The following is a 21,128-nucleotide window of genomic DNA, read 5'->3' as shown; positions in this document are numbered from 1 at the left end:
ACAATACCGAGCGCTCGACGGGAGCCGCACCCTAAAATAACGGTAAATCTCGACGCCGACGCCGCTCGGATCTCGGTGTGCCGTCGTCCGCCCTGCGCCGCGCGCGTGCGCGTGAGGACCGCCTCACGGCCTCGTCGCCCGCGCCGGATCAGGACCGGCTCAAGCGGGGCCGCCTCCGCCCGGGCGCGACGGCCGCCCGTTCGCGGCTGCAGGCGCGCGTCGCACCGCCGAGCCGGCCGGGCGCGCGGCGAATCACGAGATGTCCCGAGAGACAGGTGAGCGAGGCGTCACAGCCCCAGCTCGCTCAGGCCCGGGTGGTCGTCGGGCCGCCGCCCCAGGGGCCAGTGGTACTTGCGATCGGCGCGGGCGATCGGCAGGTCGTTGATGCTGGCGTAGCGGCGCACCATCAGGCCGTGGGCGTCGAACTCCCAGTTCTCGTTGCCGTAGCTGCGGAACCATTGCTCGGAGTCGTCGTGCCATTCGTAGGCGAAGCGCACTGCGATGCGGGAGCCGCCGAAGGCCCACAGCTCCTTGATCAGGCGGTAGTCGAGCTCCCGGGCCCACTTGCGCTGGAGGAACCGCCGGACCTCCTCGCGGCCGACCGGGAACTCGGCGCGGTTGCGCCAGCGGGTGTCCTCGGAGTAGGCCAGCACCACGCGGTCGGGGTCGCGGGTGTTCCACGCGTCCTCGGCGGCGCGGACCTTCTGGCGGGCCGTCTCTTCGGTGAACGGAGGCAGCGGCGGTCGTGCTTCGGGCATATGTCCATGCTGTGCAAGCGATCGGGCGCGCTGTCAACCCCCGGATCCGGGCGCCCGGCCGGGGGCGACGGGGCGGCTCACGGGTGCGATGCCGGCTCGCGTCGCGGGCATGGTCGGTGGGACATGTGCGAAAGGGCATGTCCTATCGAGCATGTTTTTTTAGAAGGCATGATCGATCGGGCCTGCAGGGTCAGGGGCGGTCGGCGCCGGCGAAGTCGGGGGCGCCGGCGGTCATGGGGCGGCCTTCGCCGTCGATGTCGATCGGCGGGTCGCTGGGTTGCCACACCGCGGAGTGGTCGAGCAGGGCCGCGCCGGGTCCGAGGTGGTAGCTGCTGCCGGCGTAGTCGGCGAAGATCGACGCGAGGTCGTCGACGCCGAGCTCGGTGATGTTGGCGCCACCGAGGCCGTCCGCGGTGGTGACTGTGTCGGCGATCTTCAGCTCGGCGTCGGGGCACTGGATCTCGCCGCCGACGCCGGCGAGGATCGAGTTGCGGATCGTGACGGTCGCGGGGTCCTGGCAGTTCAGCAGGCCGATGCCGCCGGCGCCCTTGTCGACGACGGTGGTGTAGAGGAGGTCGAGCTGGCCGCCGCCGGTCGACTGCAGCGGTGCGCCGGTCATCGTCTCGCCGACGATGCTGTTCTCGAGGTGGACGACTCCACCTGCGCCGGAGGTGATGCCGGCGCCGGTGGCCCGGAAGCTCGAGCGACGGACCGTGAGCAGGCAATGGTCCGCGGACAGGACCTCGCCCGGGACGTCGAAGACGCCGACCTCGTCGAGCCAGAGGTGGCCCGCCTCGACGCAGCCGGCGACGGTGGTGGCCTGGCCCTCGGTGACGTACAGCCGCGACACGTACAGCTTGCTGTCGAGGTGCTGGAGGCCGACGTCGTCGCCGACGCCGAACACTGCGCCGGCTTTCGGGACCGTGAACACGACGTCGGGCACGCCGAGCAGGGCGACGCGCTTGCCGGGGACCGCGAGGCGGACCGGGCGGGTCTGCACCCCGGGCTTGACGTGGAGGATGTGGTAGGCGGCCGGGTCGGCGGCGGCGCGGGCCATCGCCTGCTCGACCGAGCAGCACTCGTCGGCGACGACGCACTTGTCGTCGTCGGCGCACGGGACGCCCGGATCGACGTACCAGTCGCGGGTAGCGAGCGGCGGGAAGCAGGTGCCGACGTCGAGCTCGCACGCGGAGCCGGGGCATTCGTCGTGCGCGCGGCACGAGCGGCAGGTCTGCGAGGCCGGGTCGCAGATCGGCTGGATCGCGGGGCACTGCTCGTCGCCGGTGCAGCCGACGCACTGGCCGTCGACGCAGCTCAGGGGGTCGCCGCAATGGACGTCGTCGACGCAGGTGACGCAGGTCTTCTGCGCGGGGTCGCAGTGCAGGGGCGCGTCGCAGTGGTCGTCGACGACGCAGGCGACACACTCGCCGCCGGGGTCGCATTGCGGTTTGGCGGCGTCGAAGTCGGCGCACAGGAGGCCGTGCGCGGGGAGGTCCTGGCAGCCGATGCAGCCGCCTGCGGCGCAGTAGGCGGTCGGCGCGGCGCAGGCCGGGCAGGGGCCGGTGTCGCCGTCGCTGGCCTGCGTGGCGGCGTCGGTGGTCGGCTCGATCGTCGTGCCGGAACTGGTCGGGGCGACCGTCGCGTCGCTGTCCCCCGCGCTGGTCGGCTCGGTCGCGCCGCCCGGGTCGGTGGCCGGGCCTGTCGTCGCCCCGGGGTTCTGACCGCTGGGATTGAAGCAAGCGCCGACGACGAGCGAGGTCGCGGCGGTCCAAGTCAGGCTACGCAATAATGGCAACATCAAGGCACCTCGTACGGGGACCAGTCGGTCCGCGCCTCGCGGTGGCGACCGGTGCCTCGCATTTCGGCGAGAATATGCCAGGCAGCGGCGCGCTCCGGCGCAGGAGCAGCCTGCCTGCGAGCGCTAACTCACCGCTTTTGCCAGCGTTCAGGCTGGAGTCGACGTGCGACGGGGCGGCCTCGTCGGCATCGTCGGCCGCCCGTGCGAGCGGCCCTGTGATGGGCCCGGCGGCGAAGCCGGGGACGACTGCCCACAATCTGCGGTGCGCTCATTCACCGGTCCGAGGTTTGCGAAGAAGCGGCCTGTCGCTCACAGGGCCAGCGCCGATCGGGTGAGGTGGTCGACGTGCGCGTGCGCTGCGAATGAGGCGCGACCCCGCGCTCCGACGCGCCAGGGGCCGCGGCGCGGACGAACGACGCGCGCATTCATGCGTGCGCGCATTCGACCGCGCCGGGCTCACGAGGGTCCGGTCGACCCCGACGACGGAGTTCGCGGCGGCACTGCGCCTCGCGTCCAGTCGAGCCGCAGCTTGATGATGCGGCGCTTCATGGCGTGACGGGTGATACCGAGGAGTTTGGCCGCGCCGACGATGTTGCCGGCCCGCTCCAGGGCCTCGAGGCAGAGGCGCCGCTCGGCGTTTTCGAGGTTGAAATCTTCAAGGATGAACTGAGGCATGCCGAGTTTGTAGCGCGCGACCATGGTCTGGCGCGGATCAAGCCAGGCTGAATATCGGCGCGCGGGAGCGTGCGTCGATCCACGCATGTGGACCGACGATTGTGGCGGGCCGGTCACGGGCGGCACGGCGGACGCGACCGGTGGCCCGAGCGAGCGCGGCCGAGGTCGCTGCGGCTCGATCGGCGAATCGCGGCAGTCAGATGATTCGCGGGACTGCGAGGGCCGATCGTCGCTGTGGTGATTGGATTATGGGCAGCGCGGAGACGCGATTTCGCGCGTGCCCGCGGGCTGCGCGGTTTTGCGCGGAGGCCGGGTCGCCTGTGCCTCCGTGCGACACGCTCGGGGCGCTGCAGAGCGGGATGGCCGACGCAATGGCGCGGACGCGGCGCGGGGTCCGGACCCGCCGCGATGACGCGCCGAAATCGGTGGAGGGCTCGTGGGAGGTCTGATCGCCGGCGAGCGCTTGAGCGGAGCCGTCATTCGCCGATGACCACGCGCCGCAGCAGCAGGTGCAACGACGCGTTTTTGTGGAGATCTGAGGTCAGCGCCTCGCCCACGTCGATCGCGTACGCGTCGCTGCCGTCGATCGCCAGCGACCCGCGGTGGCCGCTGAAGATCTCGACCTGTGCGTCGTGGAGCGCGAATCGAAGCAGCGCCGGGCGGTAGCCGTCGACCCCGCAGGCCTGCAGGAGCTCGTAGCTCACCGGCTCGATGTCCGTGCCGACGTTGTGATGATAGCTGGACTTCGCGGCGTACAGCAGCGCCGAGTCGTCGTCCGCGTCGCGCAATTGGAGATAGTGGACCTGCCCGCTCTCGGTGCCGAAATCACCGTACTGCAGGATCACTGCGTCGCCGGTCACCCACGCGACCTGCCCTTCGGGCGCGGCCGAGATCGCCACGATCGCCGGCAGGGTCACCCCTTCGACGTCGCAGGTGAGCGCGGTAGCGACCATGGTCACCTCGGAGGTGACGCCGTCGACCGTGCATGGCACCCCGGGCGGGACGAGCGCATTGTCGGGCCAATCGACGATCTGTAGCTCGAACATCGCTGCGACCGCCGGGTCGGCGCTGTCGCACTCGGCCGGGAACTCGCCCCCCGTGGACGACGTGCCGTCGCTCGTCGCGGTGCTCGAAGATGGTTCGGACGAGTCGGACCCCGCCGAGCTCGTCGACTCGACGCTGGTCGTCGAGGCCGCGGTCGCATCGGAGGTCGACGGCGCGATCGAGCCGCTATCGGAGGCTCCGGGCGCGCCGGGAGCACACGCGAAGAGCGACGTGAGCGTCACCAGAACCACGTTATAAGCAAGAGGAGGCAAGTGCATGCGAACAGGCTGAGCGATGCCCCCGGCGGGTGTCAAGGCGGAGCTCTGTCGCACCCGTAGGAGCATGTCATGTCGCCATGCATGGGCTCGTTCGAGCGCGGGAGCGTGCGCTGAGTCATGCTCCCGTAGCGGTGAGCACCGATGAGTCTCGCACAGCGCGCCGGTCCACGTCTTCGAAGGGTCCCACGAAAGGCGAGACGATGGAACGAACTGCTGCTTCTTCTTCAAGAAAATCACTCTCGAAGACCCGGCTCGGGCGCGTGCGGGACGGTTTGGCGGACTGTGTCGAGCGCGGCGAGGTGCCGGGGCTGGTCGCGGTGGTGAGCCGTGGCGGCGAGACGCACGTCGAGGCGATGGGGGCGCTCGCGTTTGGAGGAGCGCCCGTGCGGCGCGACAGCGTGTTCCGGATCAGCTCGATGACCAAGCCGATCACTGCGGTGGCGACGATGATCTTGGTGGAGGAGTGCAAGCTGCGGCTCGACGATGCAGTCGATGCGTGGCTGCCGGAGCTGGCCGATCGGCGGGTGCTGCGGGCGATCGATGCGGCGATCGAGGACACCGTGCCGGCGGAGCGGGCGATCACGGTGCGTGACCTGCTGACCTTCCGGCTCGGCTACGGGATGTTGATGGCGATGCCGGGGACGTACCCGATCCAGCGCGCCGCGGCGGCGCTGGGGCTGGATTCGGGCCCGCCCGCGCCGGCCACGGTGCCGCCCGGCGACGCGTGGTTGGCGAAGCTGGGGACGCTGCCGCTGATGTACCAGCCGGGCGATCGGTGGCTCTACAACATGGGCTCCGAGCTGCTGTCGATCCTGATCGAGCGCGCGGCGGGCCAGGCGTTCCCGGCGTTCTTGCGCGCGCGGATCTTCGAGCCGCTGGGGATGAAGGACACCGGGTTCTTCGTGCCGGAGGCGCAGATCGATCGCCTCGCCACCAGTTATTGGCCGCAGCCCGACGGTTCGCTCACGGTCTACGACGAGGGCCGCGGCGGGCAGTGGAGCCGGCCGCCGGCGTTCGCGTCGGGCGCGGCGGGGCTGGTGTCGACCGCCGACGATTATCTGGCGTTCGCGCGGATGCTCCTGGCCGGCGGGACGCACGAGGGTCAGCGGATCCTGTCGCGCCCGTCGGTCGAGCTGATGACGACCGATCACCTGACGCCGGCGCAGAAGGCCCGGTCGGGCTTCACGCCGGAGGACTTCGCGGCGTCCGGGTTCGGCTTCGGGGTCTCGGTCGTGACCCGGCGCGACCACGCGTACACGCCGATCGGCCAGTACGGCTGGGACGGCGGGCTCGGCTCGGTGTGGCGCAACGATCCGCAGGAGGACATGATCACGCTGCTGTTCACGCAGCGCATGTGGAGCTCGCCGCAACCTCCGCCGGTGTGCCGCGACTTCTGGACGCTGGCGTATCAGGCGGTCGACGATTGACGGCCGGGCGGGGCGCGCGAGCCCGACCGGCGAGGCCGTGCGCGTCGTAAGCTCGCGCGCGCCGGGCCGGCGGGGCGCGCCTCGGGCTTTATGCGGGTCGCCCAAGGCGTTCTGAGATTCAGCGCCACAGCTCCATCCGCAGAGCCCGAGCGGGGAATCATCCCACGCAGCCGCGGGGCGCGGTCACGGTGGGGTCAGCGGATCGGTGCATGTCTGTTTCTTGACGACCCTGCGCGGGTGCTGCACGACGATCTCGACGGCCGCGGGGTCGATCGCGCCGAGCGAGCGGACCGAGGTCGGTTCGGGCGGCATTTGGTGGCCGCAGCCCTGGATGCAGGTGCCGCGCTTGACGACTTGGCGAAACTCGACTTCGGGGAGCACGACGGTGATCGACCAGCCGTCCTCGCCACGGCGATAGCGGTGCTCGGCGGCGACGAGGCAGCCGCACGGATCGTCGTAGGCGCACGGCTGTTCGAGGAAGCCGAGCTCGTCGCTGCCCTCGCGGACGACCAGCCGCGGGTCGACCTCGGAGATGCGCCAGCGCGGCGGGCCGGGCTCCTGACCCGGCGGGAGGTATTGATCGACGGCCGGCGGTACGTCGCCGCTTTGTGGGGGGGCTCCGGGATTTGCGATTGCGTCCGCGGGCTCGTCGGCTCGGTCTTCGGCGAGCGGCCCGGACCTGGCGTGGGTACACGCGCCGGCCGTGACCAGCGCGAGGGTCAGCGCGTACCGAAGAGCGCGGGGCATGCGACGAGGGTAAGAGATCGCCGGTTCGGTCGCCAGCGAGGCACGCCGGCGAGGCGTGAATGATGGCACCTCGGGCGGGGCTGGAGTGGCGCGGTTTGGTATGTTCCTTGAGACATGTTTTATGGAACATGTCGCGATCGCGGCCCGGGCCGGCCGCGAGGTGCGCGTCCGGGAGCGCGCGACCGGGAACGTCCGCGTTTGCAACACGGGGCGTCTCACGTATCCTGCGGCGACCGCATGGGTCGGGTATCGCTCTCTCGCTGCGCGCCGGGGCTCCTGGGCCTGGGCCTGGGCGTGAGCGCCCCGGCGACCACGCGGGCCGCCGCGCTGCCGTCGATCGAGTGGGACGCGCCTGCGGGCTGCCCCGACGCCGAGGTGCTGCGGGCCGAGATCTCCCGCCACCTCGACCCTGCGGCCGCGTCGGGAGCGACGGGGAGCATCCGCGTGCAGGCGCGCCCGGACGGCGCGGGCTGGCATGTGGCCGTCGCCATCGCCACCGACGGGCGCACCCAGGAGCGCACGCTCGCGGTCGCCAGCTGCGACGCGGCAGTGCGCGCGGCGGCGTTCGTGATCGCTATCGCGGTCGATCCGGCGCAGCGCGAGCCGGAGGACGTCGTGCCCGCGCCGCCCGACCCCCCGACGCCGTCCCCGCCGAAGCCCGGGCCGGAGCCCGAGGCGGTCAGCGAGGGCGGACCGGCGCCTGCCCTCGCGGAGGTCGAGGCGCCGCCCGCCGACGCGCCGCTGGCACCTGGCTCGCGGGCGCCGCGGCGGCGAGCGGTCCGCGGGCTGGTGTACGTGGGGCCGGGGGTGCAGGTGGGCATGCTGCCGGTCCAGGCCGGGCTGGCGGTGGGGGCCGGGCTGGTGTGGCCGCGGGCGCGGCTGACCCTGGGCTACGCGCGGTGGTTCACGACCGAGGTGTGGCGCCCCGGCGAGCTGCCGTACGGGGCCGAATTCGCGGTCCACGCCGGGCAGCTGCGCGGCGGGCCGGTGCTGCGCGCGGGGCCGCTCGAGCTGCCGCTGCAGGCCGGGCTCGAGCTGGGCGCCCTGCAGGCCGCGGGCCTCGGCGGCGAGCGGAACTACACGGCCACCGCGCTGTGGGGGGCGGCGACCGTGGGGGCCGGGTTGATGTGGGCGCCGCGGGCGTCGCGGGGGTTCTTCGCAGTGGGGCTGCTGGCCGAGGCCGCGTTCGCGCTGCGCCGCCCGCAGTTCGTGTTCGAGGGCGACCGCGAGATCCGCCGCGTCGGTCCGGCGGCCTTCCGCGGGTTCTTGCAGGTCGAGGCGCGGTTCCCGTGAGCGATCGTGCGCGCGCGAAAAAAATCGTGCGCCGGGGTTAATGCGATCGGACCTCGGCGGAAAAGATCGGCCCGGTGAGCAAGACGCTCGACACGCCCCTGACGTCCGCCGAGTTCGCGGCCGACGTCGACTGCGGCGCGCCGAGCCTGCGCGAGGTGTTCGCCCGTCACCTCGGGACGGTGTGGCGGATCGCCCGGGCGTTCGGCGTGCCGGCCGACGAGGCCGACGACGTCGCCCAGGAGGTGTTCCTGGTGGTGCATCGGCGGCTGCACACGTTCCAGCCGTCCCGCTCGCTGCCCGCGTGGCTGTTCGGGATCACCCGCAACGTGGTGCTGATGCGCCGCCGGGCGCACACGCGACGCGAGCGGCGGCTGTCCGCGGTCGAGCCGCCGCTGCCGCCGCGCGAGCCCGAGGCGTCGTTCGAGCTGCGCCAGGCGGCCGGGTTCATGCAGGAGTTCCTCGACGGGCTCGACGAGGACAAGCGCCTGGTGTTCCTGCTCGCCGACATCGAGGGGCTGACGGCGTCGGAGATCGCCGAGGCGCTCGAGATCCCGCTGGGCACGGTGTTCTCGCGGCTGCGGGCCGCGCGGCTCAAGCTCGAGCAATTCAGCCAGCGCCTGCGCGCTCGCTCCGTCCGGAGGCCGCCATGACCGATGAATCGACGTCCGCCCGCGCGCTGATCGCCGCGTACAAGTCCTGCGCGCGCCCGTCGGCGGCCGCGGAGGCGCAGCTGTGGGCGACGCTCGCGGCGGCCGAGCGCGAGGACGGGCGCGCCCGCAGGTCCACGCCGAGCCTGGCGCCGTGGCTGGCCCTGGCGGCCGGCCTGCTGCTGCTCGCGGCCTGGCAGCTCGGCCTGGCCGGGATGTTCGCGTCGGGACATGTCCTGAGGGACATGCGAGATCAGGCCGCGTACGACGCCGCGGAGGCCGAGCCGCAGGAGGCGCGGACGCGCGAGGAGTCCTCCGGCGGGGTCCGTTGGCACGAGACGGTGCGGCCGGAAGCGGGGCCCGCTGCGGCGGGGCCGGCGGGGCGCCAGCGACCGGCGGGCACGGCTCGCGGCGCGCAGCCGCGTGCGAGCAAGGTCGTCGCCGACGAGCAGGGGCTCGCGGGGGACAGCGACGCGGTCGCCGACGGCGATCGGGTGCTCGCCGAGATGGCGCTGCTGCAGGAGGCCCAGGCGGCGCTGCGCAGCGGTCAGCCTGGGGCGGCGCTGAGGTTGCTCGACCGCCACGCGCAGGACTTCGCCGCCGGCAGCATGACGGAAGAGCGCCAGGCGCTGCGCGTGCTGGCGCTGTGCGCGGCAGGCGAGGTCGCGCGCGGGGCCGACGAGGCGGCAGTGTTCCTGGGCGCCCACCCGCGCTCGACCTACGCTGCGCGGGTGGCCGCAGCGTGTCCCACGGGACATGTTTTAAAGGACTCATCAGAGGCGCAGTGAAGCGCCCGGTCGCGACGCATGCTTTTTATTAATGCGATGAGCGGCCGGCGGACAATCTTCGCGTGAGGACCATGAGCATGCGAATCGTTTCATCTCCATTCATCACACGCGCGGCAGGGCTCCTGCTCGGCGGGCTCTCGCTCGTCGCCTGCGACCCGAAGATCTTGCTCGGGGAATTCGGCGACACCCAGGGCTCGGACAGCGGCGAATCGGAGGGGCCAAGCTCCGACGCCGGCACGGAGGGGCAGAGCTCGGGCGGCAGTCAGGGCTCGGGCGGCACCGAAGGCCAGAGCACGAACGCCACCGAGGGGCAGAGCTCGAGCGGGGGCTCGAGCGAATCGCAGACGGCGACCGGGGAGACCGGCGAGACCGGCGAGACCGGCGAGACCGGCAGCACCACCGAAGGCGAGACCGGCGATCCCGCGTGCGATGCGTGGGCGCAGGACTGCCCGGCGGGCCAGAAGTGCGCGCCGTACTCCGAAGGCGGCCTCGGCCCGTCCTGGAACGCGTGGCATTGCGTCGACCTCGACCCGACGCCCGAAGAGGTCGGCGATCCCTGTCACATCACCGGCGAGTTCTGGAGCGGCGAAGACGACTGCGAGATCGGGGCGATGTGCTGGGACGCCCACCCCGAGACCCTCGAGGGCACCTGCGTCAGCCTGTGCCTGGGCTCGCCGGAGGCGCCGACCTGCGAGGCCGGCAGCCACTGCGCCGTGCTCAATGACGGCGGCCTGAATGTCTGCCTGCCGGACTGCGACCCGCTCGTCCAGAACTGCCCCGGCACCGACGCCTGCATCCCGCTGCCCGACACCGACAACTTCATCTGCGTCCTCGACGCCAGCGGCGCCGAAGGCCAGGTGTTCGACACCTGCGAGTTCGCCAACGCCTGCGACCCGGGGCTGATCTGCGCCGACCCGTCGACGGCCAGCGAGTGCGACCCGATGGCGGCCGGCTGCTGCATGCTGTTCTGCGTCGTGGGCGACCCCGACTTCTGCCCCGGCGTCGGCCAGGAGTGCCTGCCGTGGTTCGACCCGATGCAGGCGCCGTCGGGCTACGAGGACGTGGGCCTGTGCGGCCTGCCGTGACGCCGCGAGCCGCTTGAGCTCGGCGGGGGCGCGCGGGTATCGTCGCGCCACCGCATGTACACGCTCTATTACTCGCCCGGCTCGGCCAGCATGCTGGTCCACCTGCTCCTGCTCGAGATCGGCGCGCCGCACGAGCTGCGCCGCGTCGACCTCGACGCCGGGGCCCAGCGCGACCCGGCCTATGTGCGCCTCAACCCGGGCGGGGTGGTGCCGACCTTGATCGTCGAGGGCGCGCCGCGCTGGGAGACGGCGGCTCTGGCGTTGCTGCTGGCCGAGCGCCACCCCGAGGCGAACCTCGCCCCGCCGCAGGCCTCGCCGGCGCGGGGCGACTACTTGCAATGGATGCTGTACCTGGCGAACTCGCTGCAGCCGGCGTTTCGCTGGTGGTTCTATCCGGAGGCCGAGGGCGCCGAGGGCGAGGCGGTGCTGGCCGCGGCGCGCCGGCGGATCGAGGCGGCCTGGGACCGCCTCGACGCGCACCTCGGCGCGGCCGGGCCGTATCTGCTCGGGGCGGAGGTCAGCGCCGCCGACCTGTACGCGACGATGCTGATGCGCTGGTCGCGAAAGATGCCGCGGCCGGCCACGGAATGGCCGCACCTGGCGGCGCTGGCCGGGCGCGTGAAGGCGCGGCCGAGCTGGCGGCGCCTGTACGCGATCGAGGGCCTGACCGAGTGGGCGTGAGCGCCGCGCGAGGCTCGGCCCGGGCGAATGGCACATGTCTCAAAAGACATGTCATTCGTCGAGGTCGCCGAGGTCGAGCCGTTCGAGCCGCTCGGGGTCGACGAGCGCGTCGATGGCGGCGATCTTGCCGCCGGTGACGGTGAAGCTCATCACCGAGAACGGCCGGCCCTCGGGGGCGACGACGGCCCCGGCGGCGCCGTTGACCACGGCAGGGCGGGCGAACGGGGCCAGCGCGGCGAAGCCGAGGGAGTGCTCGGCGACGGCCCGCGGACCGCGGGCGACCACCGAGACGTCGGCGCGCGCGGTGCCGCCGTCGGCGCGCAGCACCACGTCGGGGGCGAGCAGGGCGACGAGGGCGCCGAGATCGCCGGCGCGCGTGGCCGCGAAGAAGGCGGACACGACCTCGCGCTGGCGGGCCAGGTCGGGGTCGGGCACGGGCGCCGCGTCGCGCACGCGTCGGCGCGCGCGGCTGGCGAGCTGGCGCGCGGCCTCGGGGGTGCGCCCGACCAGCGCGGCGATGTCGCCATACGACACGCCGAAGCTGTCGTGCAGCACGAACGCGAGCCGCTCGGCGGGCGCGAGCTCGTCGAGCACGACCAGCAGCGCGAGGCCGACGGACTCGGCCAGCAGCGCCTCGCGCTCGGGATCGACGCCGTCCTCGCGCCGCACGATCGGGTCGGGCACGTGCGGGCCCAGCGGCTCCTCGCGCCGGGTGCCGCGCGAGCGCAGCAGGTTGAGGCAGATCCGCGCGACCACTGTGGTGAGCCAGGCGCGCAGGTTGTCGACGGCGCCGACGTCTGCCCGGCTCAGCCGTAGCCAGGCCTCCTGCACGGCGTCGTCGGCCTCGCTCAGCGAGCCGAGCATGCGGTAGGCGACGCCTCGCAGGTGGTCGCGGTGCGCCTCGAAGTGGGTCGCCAGCCAGTCTCGCTGTTCCATCGGTCACGTCCCTCGGTCGCGGTGGGTCTTTTCAAACAGAAGACCGCCGAAGTCGCGCCGACGTGACCGCGAAGCGCCGCGGACGGGGCGCTTTCGGCCCGAACACGAGGAGGATGCAAGTGAGGACGCTCATGGTTCGCTACACGGTCCAGGCCGAGGACGCGCCGCAGCTCGACGCGGCGATCGAGCGCCTGTTCGCCGCGGTCCACCGCCAGCAGCCCGCCGGGGTCCGCTACTGGTACGGGCGCCTGCCGGACGGCGCGACCTACGTGGCGCTGCTCGAGCTCGACGACGGCGTCGACAACCCGCTGCCGAGCCTGCCCGAGGGTCGGCAATTTCAGGAGGAGCTGCGACGCTTCGCGGCGGCGCCGCTGCCGGAGCCGGTGACGGTGATCGGGTCGTATCGGCCGGGTCGATAGGACATGTTCCGATGGACATGTCCGACGGGCAATGATCGGTCGCGGCGCGAGCGGCCGTGCGCCTCGGCGGTGGCGATTTCACGCCGCGGAGCGCCGACGAGCGCGCGCAAAGGCGGTCCTCGTCGGCCGCGGCGGGGCGAGTAAGCTTGGTACCCGGAGGAGGTCCCGATGAAGACGAAGAGCAAGGTCAAGGCCGGTACCAGCCATCACGGCTGAGCCCCGCGCCGAGCGCCCCGCCCGGCGGGGCGCTCGGCGATTTTCTCTTTTTTAAAAAAAACTGTCGCGGAGCGGTGGCTGTTGGGCCATGTGCGTCGGGCCTGGCGCCTGCCCGGACGGCCGAGCGGGATTCGATCGCGGGCAATCACATCACTCGCAGGTGGCGGCGGGAAGGTCCGCCACTTCTATGATTCGACGGGGGCGAGGAGCGCGTGAAGCCGTGTCTCGCTGCCTCTCCGGGGCAGCCGGCCCCGCCGCTCCGGCAGCGGCTGTTCGAGCGACTGCGTGGGCATGACTTCCGGGTCATCGCTCACGCGCAGCAGCTCACCGATGATGCGGCGTTCGCTCGAGGCTCGAGCCTGGAGCTCGCGGTGCACCCTCGGCATGACGCGTCGCGGTGCATCATCGACGCACTGGACGTCGGCGGCGGAGCGGACCGCCGCGAGCTGTCATGCCTCGCCGGTCGAGCGCGCGGGTGAGGCGCCGTATGGCAGGTCCGGCTTCAATCCGTGCGAGCGCCGACTTCATGGAACTCACGGAGAAACTTCTCGGCGCTGGCTGCGTGGCGGTAGACGCCACGCAGCAGCAGGGTGTACCGTGGGCCTCGTGCATCGATGTGACGATCGGCTTCGCATGCGTTCCGCGACCTCCTGGCGGGCGCTCTCGTTGGTCTCGGCGCTGTCGGCAGGCTGCTCCGACGACGGCGCGGGGCAGACCGCGACGCAGGCGACCTCGCCGGGCCCCCTGACTTCGACTTCCCTGCCCAGCACCCTCTCGGACGGTACCTCGACCGGTACCTCGGAGAGCACCTCGACGTCCACGAGCTCGAGCAGCACCAGCGAGGACACGAGCAGCACCACCGAGGCGCCCACCACCGGGAATCCCAGCGGGCCCAAGTTCGACGTCGGCGGCTCGGACCTCGGCGGCAGCGAGACCGACGGCTGCAGCATCACCCCCGACGCCATGCTCACCGGCACGGTCTACGCGCCGAACCTGCAGCTGCCGATCTCCGGGGCGCTGGTCTACGTCACCAGCGGTCCCGTGGAGCCGCCGACCGACGGGTCCTACTGCGCGGAGTGCGTCAAGCTGGCTTGCGACACGCCCAGCGCGTTCACTGCGCCCGACGGGACCTTCTCGCTGCCGGTGGTCTCGGGGCCGAACCAGAAGCTGGTGGTGCAGAAGGGGCAGTTCCTGCGCGTCGTCGACCTCGAGATCGCGCCGGGGGCGACGGCGCTGGCCGCCGATCAGACGAACCTGCCCGGTCAATGGAACCCGGACGCGGGGATGTGGATCCCCCGCATCGCGGTCTACGACACCGACCCCGACAAGGTGAAGAACGTGCTGGCCAAGTTCGGACTCGGCCAGGTCGCGGGCGACGGCTCGCTGATCGGCGGGACCCAGAACTTCACGCTCATCAACGACGATTCGCCGGTGTTCCTCGAGAACCTGACGGAGATGAACAAGTACCACATCATCTTCGTGCCGTGCGCGACGACGAAGTTCTGGCCGGGTGCGCCGACGGTGCCGGACTCGCGCCGCGAGAACGTGAAGGCGTACGTGGCCGGCGGCGGCAAGTGGTACGCGACCGATCACTCGAACGAGTACATCGAGCAGCCGTTCCCCGACTACCAGGAGTTCCACGCGCCGGCCATGCCGGACATCCAGCCGGCGTACGACTCCAACGGCACGGTGGTCGACCCGGAGCTGCTCGCGTGGCTGCAGGCGCTGCCGCCGGCGCTGAAGGACATCGGCGGCGGGAACCCGACGTTGAACCAACTGCCCGGGATCCTGACACGGCTCAACTACTCGGGCATCGACGTCATCTCGCCGGTCATCGTCCAGGACATGGAGGGCAAGGACGTCGACGTCGGCCACCACACGTGGGTCGAGGGCCCGTGCGCGAGCTGCTCGAACCCGCAGATGATCCGGCCGATGGCGATCACCGGCCAGTACGGCTGCGGCCGGATGATGTACAGCACGTTTGAAAATTCGAGCGACAACCATCCGGGCCTGAACCCGCAGGAGCTGGTGCTGCTCTACATGATCCTGGAGATCGGTGTCTGCTTCGAGAAGCCGCCGCCGCCGCCGCCGCCGGGCTAGGCCGCCTGGCAGCGGCCACATTCGCCGGCGGTGCATCGGGCACGGAGCGCGGCGGCGCCTCGCTCCAGCGCCTCACCCTCGAGGCCATCGTCCCCGGCGTTCTCGCCGTCAAGGGCTCCGGATTGACGCCCGCGCCATCCACCACATGCGCGACATGGAGGGCCTGTACGTCGTCCCCGACTGTCAGATCCTCCGCCTCGCCGACGACCCCCGCAAGCCCGGGCGCGGCTCGATCCGCGTCATCACGGCGGGCGAGGTATGAGCGGCCTATCGCGATTGCTTCGTGTCGGTGCAGCAGCACTTAACGGCGAACTTGCCGGAGTCCCACTCATGTGGCTGGTCGCACGGCATATCGCCGTACCCGGGGCCGTGGCCGTCCTCGCAATCTTCGAAGTTACCGAAGTACTCCGCCGTATTCTCGCCCAGGCAGCCCTTCTCGACGCAGGTCTCACCGCTTCGCTGACAGATCGCCGTGCACGTCTCCAGCCCCTCGTCGAAATTCACGCACCGGCCCCACGTCGGTGCGCACGCCCCGGATGCGCAGGCATCCTCGCCCCCGTCGCAGGTGACGCCACAGGTGCCGCAGTTGAGGCCATCCACGGCGAGATCCGTGCAGGTTCCGTCGCAGGCCGCTCCGCCGGCGCACACCAGGTCGAGCATGGCCTCCTCGGTCGCCTTGTGACTTCCCTGATCGAAGAACACCGCGCGAAACACTCGCGGACTTTGGCCCCCGTCGAATTCGATCGGAGCCGACTGATGAATCTGCGCCCAGGACAGCGAGATCGAGTACGTCCCGGGCTGTCGGCGGCCACGAACACTCCGAACTCGAGCGACTCGTCGGCGCTGCGAAGAGTGCCTCCGACGATATCCGTGACACCGTCGGGATCGGTCAGTACCGCAGAGAAGGTGACCGACTCGTCCTGCGTGAGCGTGGCGACGTTCGCGCTGAAGCTGAGGAACATCGGGCCTCCCTCGACGGACGAGGTGCCGGTCGTGGGCGGCGTGCTGGTCGCGTCCGTCGATCCCGCGGTCGTCCCGGTACTGTCATCGGTGTCGGTGGTCGGGGGGTCGTTCGTGGTGACAGGGTTGTTGGTGCTCGGCGCGGACGTGGGAGTGCCCGCCGTCTCGGTCGTCACCGACTCATTGTCGCCACAGGCGGCCACCAGGAGAAACAAGCTCGCTATCTTGGGCACGTGCTTCCTGGCGAGCATGTTGCCACAACCCTGCTTGAGGCGCGGAGCGGCGTATCCTACGGGCTCTGCAGCATCGTGTGTGAGGAGCGCGGTCCCGCGCCCTCCCAGACACCGGAAATCGGGAGCGCTCCAACAGCTCTCGGCCTGGATGGCTTTCCCTTCGGCTTCCTCGCGTTTGCGCCCGTCAAGCGCGTCCCGGCCGTCCATCCAATGCTCGACATGGAGGAGCGCTCGAATATCGCCGATGTTCTTATGAACATGTCTCTATAGACAGGTTTTACGGGACAGACGACTTCTTGCGCTTGACCGGCAGGTAGCCGAGCACCGCCTGCTCGAGCGGGTCCCAGTGGGCGACGTACGAGGCGCCGAGGCGGGCGGCGTGGAGGAAGGCGGCGTCGCCGACTGCGATCCCCTCCTTCAGGTCGAGCTTGATGCCGGCCTTGCGGTGTTCGTTGCCGACGTCGAGGGTGGTGCGGCCCCGGGCCCAGCGGAACTGGGTGGTGAACAGGTGATGATTGGCGTGGGTCGAGCTCAGCACCTCGAAGCTCAGGCCGTCATCGCGGGTGTAGACGAGCTTGAGCTCGCGGTCCTTGAGCTTGTAGGTCGCCTCGGGGCCGACAAAGCCGCGCGCGCGCAGGCCCTCGCCGATGTCGCGCTCGACCGCGGCGATCAGCGGGGCGAACGCCTGGGCGAGCCTGGCCTGCCTGTCCTCGGCGGTCTCGGGCTCGGGGAAGCAGCGGAAGCTGGTGACGACGCAGGCGACTCGATCGTCGGCGTCGAGGCCGAACCAGGTCGGGTAGCTGCCATCGCCGTCGCCGGAGCGGAAGAACACCACGTTGTCGGCGGCGCCGGGCTCGGGGCGGTGATTCAGCCAGGTGCCACCATTGGCCTCCAGGCCGGGGCGGACGACTGCGTCGTAATAGCCGGGATCGTCGGAGTGCTGTCGCCGCGCGGCGTCGGCCTCGCGCAGCCGGATCAGCGCGACCTCGTCGGCGAAGCAGCCGAGGCCGGTGTCGACGGGATAACAAAAGGTCTCGCGCGGGCCGAGAGTGGCGGCGTCCTGGCCCGGGAGGGTGGCCATCTCGAAGCGCGCGACCGCAGCGGTGCCCAGCCGGACCTCGGCGAAGCCGATCGTGCCGCCGGCCCTGGCGACGAACAAATAGACGGGGTAGCTGCCCGGGACGAGGGCGCGCGTGAACGGCGATCGCTCGGGCTGAATCAGGGGATCGCAGGCGACGAGGCGGCCGCTGGTCAGGACGAGCTCGCCGGCGGCGAGGACATCCTTGACGCCTGCAGCCCGCTTGCCGCCGAGGTGGGCGGCGCGGAGCGGGGCGAACGCGTTGGGCAGAGGATAGGGCGCCGAGGTCATGCTGCGGGCGACTGTAGCCGATGTGGCGAGGAGCGGCGGCGCAGACGATCGCCGACGCGAGGAAGAAGGCGGCCCGAGCGATCGGCGGCGCGCGGGGTCGGAGCGGCCGCCCGGTTGTCTTTATGAGCATCCGCGGTCACCCTCCGGGCGATGGACCGCTACGACGTGGTGATTCTCGGCTCGGGGCAGGCGGCCAAGCCCCTCGCGCTGGCGTTCGCGGCGGCGGGTCGCCGGGTCGCCTTCGTCGAGCGCGCGCACCTGGGCGGCACCTGCGTCAACACCGGCTGCACGCCGACCAAGACGATGGTGGCGAGCGCCCGGGTGGCCTACCTGGCGCGCCGGGCCGGCGACTTCGGGGTGCACACGTCGGCGGTGAACGTCGACATGGCGCGGGTGCGCGAGCGGACGCGCCAGATCGTCCGCCCATTCGCCGACTCGAGCCGCGCGGCCCTCGAGGCCCAGCCAGGCGTCGAGCTGATGTTCGGCGCCGGCCGCTTCGTCGGCCCACGGCAGCTCGAGGTCTCATTGAATAACAAAGGCGGCTCGCGCCGGATCGCCGGCGAGGTGGTGGTGATCGACACCGGCGCGCGCACTGCGGTGCCGCACCTCGAAGGCCTCGAGCAGGTGCAGTGGCTCGACCACGCGGGCATGCTCGAGCTGGGGACGCTGCCGGAGCACCTGCTGGTCCTCGGCGGCGGATACGTGGGCCTGGAGTTCGCCCAGATGTTCCGCCGCTTCGGCAGCCGGGTGACGATCGTACAGCGCGCGAAGCAGCTGCTGCCGCGCGAGGACGTCGACGCGGCGGCAGCGATCCGCGAGGTGCTGGCGGCCGAGGGGATCGAGATCTGGCTCGAGAGCCAGGCGCGGCGGGTGACGCGAGACGGCGAGCAAATCGCGCTGACGTGCGAGACGCGGGACGGCGAGCGAACGTTCGTGGGATCGCACCTGTTGATAGCGACCGGGCGCACGCCCAACACCGACTCATTGAATCTGGCGGCGGCGGGGATCGAGGTCGATGCGCGCGGTCAGGTGAAGGTCGACGAGCGCCTGGCGACCAGCGCCCCGGGGGTGTTCGCGGTCGGCGACGTGAAGGGCGGGCCGGCGTTCACGCACATCGCGTACGACGATTACCGGATCTTGCACACCAACCTGCTGGGCGGGGGAGAAGCGACGACGCGCGGGCGCATGGTGCCGTACGTGGTGTTCACCGATCCGGAGCTGGCGCGCGTGGGCCTGTCGGAGGCCGAGGCGCGCGGTGAAGGGCGCGCGATCCGGGTGGCGCGGATGGGGATGGACCGGGTCGCGCGTGCGCTCGAGATGGACGAGGCCCGCGGCTTTATCGAAATTGTGATCGACGCCGAGACGGAGCGGATCCTCGGGGCGACGATCCTCGGGGTCGCGGCGGGCGAGCTGATGTCGGTGCTCGAGGTGGCGATGATGGGCGGACTGACTGCGTCGATGCTTCGTGACGCGACGTTCGCCCACCCGACGCTGGCCGAGAGTCTGAATAATGTGATGACGGCGCGCTGAGACGGCGTCGGGGCCCGCGAGCAGCCTGGTGCGAGCGATATTTTTGGTGAAAGTCATGGCCGCGCGGCATGCACTACTCGATCGCGGGGCGCAGCCGTTCTCCGCCACCATTTCGAGCAGGCACAGATTCGAGAGCCGACTCCCGCCCGTACGCCGGGCGCGACTCGAGCGCCTCACAGCGGGATGAACACTGCCGGCGATGGCTCGGGGTAGGCCGGCGCCGCGAGATCTGGAGGTTCGCTCCGATCGGCTCGAGCTTTGGTGAACCGGCGCCGGGCGTCGCGCACGGAAGCGCTCGCGGGACGGTGCATGGCGCTGTCGGGCGCGAGGCGCACGGCGGCGCGGTGGTGGACGGCCCGGTCGCCAGGGCGTAGCGTGAGGCGATGTCGACCTCACTGATTTCACTGCGCGCGGCGCTGCTGCAGGCGCTCGGCCTGACGTTGCTCGGCGGCTGCTCGGCGAGGCCGCTGTCGGACACGAGCGCGGAGGGCGGGGAGCCGCCGGCGAGCACTGCGGCCGACACGAGCGCGGCGCCCGAGCCGACGACCGGCGCCAGCGTGACGACCACGGGCGACACCGGCGCGCCCGGGTCGACCGGCCCGGGCGCGGAGCCGGGGAGCACCGGCTCGGGTCCGGGGAGCACCGGCCCGGCCACGGGGAGCACCGGCCCGGATGCGAGCAGTACAGGCCCGGCCACGAGCAGCACCGGCGAGCCGGTCGGCGGCACGAGCAGCGGGACGACCGTCGCCGACGACACGACGACCGGCGAGCGGTGTCAGTGGAGCCTCGGCGAGCCGCTGATGCCCGCGGACATGATGGACACGCTCGGCTGCGAAGGAGTGCTCCCGGACGTCGGGTGCGGGGGGTACTACCGCGTCTGCGGCGACCTGCCGGAGGGCAGCGAGTCGTGCGACGCCTGCGGCCCGGGCTGCGTCGACCTGTCGTCGCTGTGCGAATGGGTCGAGTTCGAGTGGGTGTGCGGGCCGCTGCTGCACGAGGGCCAGTGCTGCCAGATCTTCTCGCAGTGGGGGCCGTGCGGCGACGGGCGCCCGTTCATGGTCGACGGCGCGGCCCGGACCGCGGCTCCGGCGGAGCGGACCGACTGGCGCGACGGGGATCTCGAAGAACAAGACCCATCGGACATGTCCGAGGCGCCTCCCGCGTTACTCGCCGAGCTCGACGCCGACGCGCGGGCCGGGCTCGCGGCGCTGTGGACCGCCGACGCGCTGGCCGAGCACGCGTCGGTGGCGTCGTTCGCCCGCTTCGTGCTGCAGTTGCTCGGCCTCGGCGCGCCGGCCTCGCTGGTCGTCGACGCCTGCACCGCGCAGGCCGACGAGGTGAAGCACGCGCGCCGCTGCTTCGCGCTCGCGTCGGCGTACGCGGGGGCGCCGGTCGGCCCGGGGCCGCTGGCGGTCGCGGACGCGCTCGCGGAGACGGGCGACGTTGCATCGGTGCTGACGGCGGTGATCGTCGAGGGGTGCGTGGGCGAGACGCTCGCGGCGGCGGAGCTCGCCGAGGCCGCGCGCCGCTGCGTCGATCCGGCGGTCGCGGCCCGGCTGAGCTCGCTCGCCGCGGACGAGCAGCGGCACGCCGTGCTGGCGTGGCGCACCGTGCAGTGGGTGCTCGCCCGCGGCGACGATCGCCTGCGGGGCATCGCCGCCGCGGCGTTCACCGTGCGGCCGCAGGCGGCCGACCCCGATCTGCTGCCGGCCGCGCTTCTGCGCCGCCACGGGCGACTGCCCGCGCGGGCGCGCGAGGCGCTGCGCGCCGACTGTCTGCGCTCGGTGATCGCTCCGTGCGCGGCGGCCCTGCTGGTGCCCGCGCGGCCAGTTGCGACGACGCTCGCGTGACGGCCGGGGCGACGCGCTCCAGCACAGGTGGACGCGGGCGGCCCTTCGCGGGTGGTTTGTCGCGAGCACCCGTGGTGGGGCGTGGCCATGCTGCACGGGTGCTGGCGGGCTGCGCTGGCGCGCCGATGTGCTCGCACCGATGAAGTGGAGCGCTACCTCGGCGATCAGAGGCGAATGCCGGCGCTGACTGCTCGCGCGCTGGCTGCGTCTGGAACGCCCCAAAGAAACGCTTGTCGATGGCTGGGGCGCCGTTCCGAGAGAGCCTCGGTGACATCCTGCGCCCACGCCGATTGG

Annotated in this window: 18 protein-coding genes; 10 read left to right on the top strand and 8 right to left on the bottom strand. The window is 71.8% G+C overall.

Annotated features, from left to right (window positions below):
• Positions 1-287: 287 nt before the first annotated feature.
• From OV090_RS11670 to OV090_RS11655, 4 genes are all read right to left on the bottom strand, one after another.
• On the bottom strand, positions 288-758 hold the full coding sequence (locus OV090_RS11670; RefSeq protein WP_267703668.1) for a nuclear transport factor 2 family protein: 471 nt from the start codon (positions 756-758) through the stop codon (positions 288-290).
• 190 nt (positions 759-948) lie between these two features.
• On the bottom strand, positions 949-2,544 hold the full coding sequence (locus OV090_RS11665; protein WP_267703667.1) for a hypothetical protein: 1,596 nt from the start codon (positions 2,542-2,544) through the stop codon (positions 949-951).
• Positions 2,545-3,012: 468 nt separating this feature from the next.
• Positions 3,013-3,255 (bottom strand): helix-turn-helix domain-containing protein, encoded by a 243-nt coding sequence (locus tag OV090_RS11660; RefSeq protein WP_267703666.1) that lies wholly within the window; start codon positions 3,253-3,255, stop codon positions 3,013-3,015.
• Between the two features lie 452 nt (positions 3,256-3,707).
• Positions 3,708-4,517, bottom strand: coding sequence for a hypothetical protein (locus OV090_RS11655; RefSeq protein ID WP_267703665.1), 810 nt, complete (start codon positions 4,515-4,517; stop codon positions 3,708-3,710).
• A gap of 236 nt (positions 4,518-4,753) precedes the next feature.
• On the opposite strand from OV090_RS11655, the gene OV090_RS11650 reads away from it, so the two are divergent.
• Entirely contained in the window at positions 4,754-5,980 is a 1,227-nt protein-coding gene (locus OV090_RS11650) for a serine hydrolase domain-containing protein (protein ID WP_267703664.1), read from the top strand.
• 183 nt (positions 5,981-6,163) lie between these two features.
• Here the strand turns inward: OV090_RS11650 and OV090_RS11645 are convergent, their stop codons facing one another.
• Complete coding sequence (locus OV090_RS11645; RefSeq protein ID WP_267703663.1) at positions 6,164-6,727, bottom strand: hypothetical protein; 564 nt, start codon at positions 6,725-6,727, stop codon at positions 6,164-6,166.
• A 237-nt stretch (positions 6,728-6,964) separates the two neighbouring features.
• Between OV090_RS11645 and OV090_RS11640 the strand changes: the two genes are divergently transcribed.
• From OV090_RS11640 to OV090_RS11620, 5 genes are all read left to right on the top strand, one after another.
• Positions 6,965-8,020, top strand: a complete 1,056-nt coding sequence (locus OV090_RS11640) for a hypothetical protein (protein ID WP_267703662.1) — start codon at positions 6,965-6,967, stop codon at positions 8,018-8,020.
• A 74-nt stretch (positions 8,021-8,094) separates the two neighbouring features.
• Positions 8,095-8,670, top strand: a complete 576-nt coding sequence (locus OV090_RS11635) for a sigma-70 family RNA polymerase sigma factor (protein WP_267703661.1) — start codon at positions 8,095-8,097, stop codon at positions 8,668-8,670.
• The gene (locus OV090_RS11630) at positions 8,667-9,455 is read left to right on the top strand and encodes a hypothetical protein (protein ID WP_267703660.1); all 789 of its coding nucleotides are present in this window, start codon (positions 8,667-8,669) and stop codon (positions 9,453-9,455) included. Before OV090_RS11635 ends, OV090_RS11630 begins: the two co-directional genes overlap by 4 nt.
• A gap of 77 nt (positions 9,456-9,532) precedes the next feature.
• Positions 9,533-10,540 (top strand): hypothetical protein, encoded by a 1,008-nt coding sequence (locus tag OV090_RS11625; protein ID WP_267703659.1) that lies wholly within the window; start codon positions 9,533-9,535, stop codon positions 10,538-10,540.
• Between the two features lie 54 nt (positions 10,541-10,594).
• Positions 10,595-11,221, top strand: coding sequence for a glutathione S-transferase family protein (locus OV090_RS11620; protein WP_267703658.1), 627 nt, complete (start codon positions 10,595-10,597; stop codon positions 11,219-11,221).
• 51 nt (positions 11,222-11,272) lie between these two features.
• Here OV090_RS11620 and sigJ read toward each other — a convergent pair whose 3' ends face one another.
• Complete coding sequence (gene sigJ, locus OV090_RS11615) at positions 11,273-12,157, bottom strand: RNA polymerase sigma factor SigJ (RefSeq protein ID WP_267703657.1); 885 nt, start codon at positions 12,155-12,157, stop codon at positions 11,273-11,275.
• Between the two features lie 131 nt (positions 12,158-12,288).
• Between sigJ and OV090_RS11610 the strand changes: the two genes are divergently transcribed.
• A complete protein-coding gene (locus tag OV090_RS11610; protein ID WP_267703656.1) occupies positions 12,289-12,576 on the top strand; it encodes a hypothetical protein in 288 nt (95 codons plus the stop codon).
• An 849-nt stretch (positions 12,577-13,425) separates the two neighbouring features.
• The gene (locus OV090_RS11605) at positions 13,426-14,892 is read left to right on the top strand and encodes a hypothetical protein (protein ID WP_267703655.1); all 1,467 of its coding nucleotides are present in this window, start codon (positions 13,426-13,428) and stop codon (positions 14,890-14,892) included.
• A gap of 267 nt (positions 14,893-15,159) precedes the next feature.
• On the opposite strand, the gene OV090_RS11600 is transcribed toward OV090_RS11605, so the two are convergent.
• Together OV090_RS11600 and OV090_RS11595 are read right to left on the bottom strand one after the other, a co-directional pair.
• The gene (locus OV090_RS11600; protein ID WP_267703654.1) at positions 15,160-15,594 is read right to left on the bottom strand and encodes a hypothetical protein; all 435 of its coding nucleotides are present in this window, start codon (positions 15,592-15,594) and stop codon (positions 15,160-15,162) included.
• 768 nt (positions 15,595-16,362) lie between these two features.
• Entirely contained in the window at positions 16,363-17,454 is a 1,092-nt protein-coding gene (locus OV090_RS11595) for a DUF4241 domain-containing protein (RefSeq protein WP_267703653.1), read from the bottom strand.
• Between the two features lie 150 nt (positions 17,455-17,604).
• Between OV090_RS11595 and OV090_RS11590 the strand changes: the two genes are divergently transcribed.
• Together OV090_RS11590 and OV090_RS11585 are read left to right on the top strand one after the other, a co-directional pair.
• Positions 17,605-18,984, top strand: a complete 1,380-nt coding sequence (locus OV090_RS11590) for a mercuric reductase (protein WP_267703652.1) — start codon at positions 17,605-17,607, stop codon at positions 18,982-18,984.
• A gap of 383 nt (positions 18,985-19,367) precedes the next feature.
• Entirely contained in the window at positions 19,368-20,834 is a 1,467-nt protein-coding gene (locus OV090_RS11585) for a hypothetical protein (protein WP_267703651.1), read from the top strand.
• Positions 20,835-21,128 lie beyond the last annotated feature (294 nt).

Source organism: Nannocystis sp. RBIL2, assembly GCF_026626745.1.
In the GTDB taxonomy this organism is placed as follows: Bacteria; Myxococcota_A; Polyangia; order Nannocystales; family Nannocystaceae; genus Nannocystis.
The sequence above is the reverse complement of the archived record's forward strand: the minus strand, read 5'-3'. Positions and strand labels throughout refer to the sequence as shown.

What these genes read in the sequence shown, in the direction of transcription:
- OV090_RS11595 (WP_267703653.1), bottom strand. Translation starts at nt 17,454, where the DNA reads ATGACCTCGGCGCCCTATCCTCTGCCCAACGCGTTCGCCCCGCTCCGC.
- OV090_RS11610 (WP_267703656.1), top strand. Translation starts at nt 12,289, where the DNA reads ATGGTTCGCTACACGGTCCAGGCCGAGGACGCGCCGCAGCTCGACGCG.
- OV090_RS11660 (WP_267703666.1), bottom strand. Translation starts at nt 3,255, where the DNA reads ATGGTCGCGCGCTACAAACTCGGCATGCCTCAGTTCATCCTTGAAGAT.
- OV090_RS11620 (WP_267703658.1), top strand. Translation starts at nt 10,595, where the DNA reads ATGTACACGCTCTATTACTCGCCCGGCTCGGCCAGCATGCTGGTCCAC.
- OV090_RS11670 (WP_267703668.1), bottom strand. Translation starts at nt 758, where the DNA reads ATGCCCGAAGCACGACCGCCGCTGCCTCCGTTCACCGAAGAGACGGCC.
- OV090_RS11625 (WP_267703659.1), top strand. Translation starts at nt 9,533, where the DNA reads ATGCGAATCGTTTCATCTCCATTCATCACACGCGCGGCAGGGCTCCTG.
- OV090_RS11605 (WP_267703655.1), top strand. Translation starts at nt 13,426, where the DNA reads ATGCGTTCCGCGACCTCCTGGCGGGCGCTCTCGTTGGTCTCGGCGCTG.
- OV090_RS11630 (WP_267703660.1), top strand. Translation starts at nt 8,667, where the DNA reads ATGACCGATGAATCGACGTCCGCCCGCGCGCTGATCGCCGCGTACAAG.
- OV090_RS11645 (WP_267703663.1), bottom strand. Translation starts at nt 6,727, where the DNA reads ATGCCCCGCGCTCTTCGGTACGCGCTGACCCTCGCGCTGGTCACGGCC.
- OV090_RS11650 (WP_267703664.1), top strand. Translation starts at nt 4,754, where the DNA reads ATGGAACGAACTGCTGCTTCTTCTTCAAGAAAATCACTCTCGAAGACC.
- OV090_RS11585 (WP_267703651.1), top strand. Translation starts at nt 19,368, where the DNA reads ATGTCGACCTCACTGATTTCACTGCGCGCGGCGCTGCTGCAGGCGCTC.
- sigJ (WP_267703657.1), bottom strand. Translation starts at nt 12,157, where the DNA reads ATGGAACAGCGAGACTGGCTGGCGACCCACTTCGAGGCGCACCGCGAC.
- OV090_RS11590 (WP_267703652.1), top strand. Translation starts at nt 17,605, where the DNA reads ATGGACCGCTACGACGTGGTGATTCTCGGCTCGGGGCAGGCGGCCAAG.
- OV090_RS11640 (WP_267703662.1), top strand. Translation starts at nt 6,965, where the DNA reads ATGGGTCGGGTATCGCTCTCTCGCTGCGCGCCGGGGCTCCTGGGCCTG.